This is a genomic window from Haloferax profundi, assembly GCF_001469865.1.
GTDB lineage: Archaea > Halobacteriota > Halobacteria > Halobacteriales > Haloferacaceae > Haloferax > Haloferax profundi.
Window position 1 is genome coordinate 1 of the sequence record NZ_LOPV01000329.1, and the last position, 1,207, is coordinate 1,207.

Here is a 1,207-nt window from a genome sequence, read left to right on the forward strand (position 1 = left end):
GTCGTTCTTCGTCGGGATGATTCTGTTCCTCTCGGCGACGATGCCGCCACACATCGGCCCGCCGGCGAACCCGAGTCAGACCCCGGCGATTATCCTGCCCGACTGGTACCTCTACTGGTCGTTCGGTCTGCTCAAACTCGACCCATTGAACCCCGAACTCGCCATCCTCGGCGGCCAGAAGATAATGGCCGACCGTACCTATGGTGTGCTCGCAAACGGTGTGGTCGTCGGCTTCATCGCCATCGTCCCCTTCCTCAACAAGGGGTCCGCACGGCGTCCCGTCGAAGAACCGTTCTGGGCGGCAGTCGGTGTCGCAGGCGTCGTCTTCGCGATGACCATCAGCATCCTCGCTATCCAGAACCTCGTCCCGATAAGCGTCCGGTTGCTGTTCGACCTGACGTTCCTGCTCCCCATCGTCTTCGGGACCATCACCTACGCGGTGCTCAAGACGATGCGCGAGGGCTACATGTACAACCTCAACCGCCGTTACTACCGGCTCAGGCCGCCGAAGAAGGTGTAGCCCGCTGAGTGGGACGAGGTATCGACCTCGTCGAAACATCCGTTCTCACCGACACATACATCACCCGAGACGCTGACTCGCGGTGTATGGTCTCTCTCGACCCGTCCGCTGTGGTCCCTATCGCCCTCGGTGTCGCCGTCGTGGCTGTCATCGTCGCGGCCACGAAGGCTGTCTACGACGAACTTCGGGGCGGGACTGACACGCTGTCGTTGACGTCCGTGCTTCTTCTCGTGACCGGGTCAGTCGTCTCGGTCGGGAGCAACGTCGCAGGCCTCGACGACGAGCACCCATTCGCACTCGGAGCGCTCGTGGTCGTCTCACTCGGAATTCTCCTCCGAGGCGCCGTCTGGGTCCGGGAGAGAGAGACAGAAGCGGTGTAGTTCGTGCTCGCGGTTGAGGGGGCCTATCGCCAGACAGGGAACGGACGTGCGACGGTGTCAGGGAATCGAAACAGTCGTCCGGTAGATGCCGCCATCGTATCGGACGTAGCCGGGTTCGATGAACTCGTTTCGGTCGGTTCCTTTGTGGATTGTCACGCTTCCGTCTTCGTCGAGCGCCCGCTGGAACGCGCTTTTCTGTTCCGGCGAGAGGTTGTCGTAGGAGACTGCACCGTCCCCTTGCGGGAGTTCGTCCACACGCTCGACGGTCAGGTAGCCAGTCCCGTTGCTCCCGCCGAGACAGCCTGCA

Annotated in this window: 2 protein-coding genes and 1 pseudogene; 2 read left to right on the forward strand and 1 reads right to left on the reverse strand. The window is 62.1% G+C overall.

What is annotated here, in order from left to right; translation table 11 throughout:
- Both AUR66_RS12820 and AUR66_RS12825 read left to right on the forward strand, forming a co-directional pair.
- A pseudogene (locus AUR66_RS12820) lies at positions 1 to 520 on the forward strand (cytochrome bc complex cytochrome b subunit); the annotation flags it as partial.
- A gap of 86 nt (positions 521 to 606) precedes the next feature.
- Positions 607 to 900: a hypothetical protein gene (locus tag AUR66_RS12825; RefSeq protein WP_157533107.1), complete on the forward strand. Its 294-nt coding sequence runs from the start codon at positions 607 to 609 to the stop codon at positions 898 to 900.
- Between the two features lie 57 nt (positions 901 to 957).
- Here the strand turns inward: AUR66_RS12825 and AUR66_RS12830 are convergent.
- A partial coding sequence (locus tag AUR66_RS12830) for a hypothetical protein (protein WP_058572739.1) occupies positions 958 to 1,207 on the reverse strand: 250 nt, incomplete at its 5' end.

Coding starts and splice junctions, on each gene's coding strand:
- AUR66_RS12825 (WP_157533107.1), top strand. CDS start 607: ATGGTCTCTCTCGACCCGTCCGCTGTGGTCCCTATCGCCCTCGGTGTC.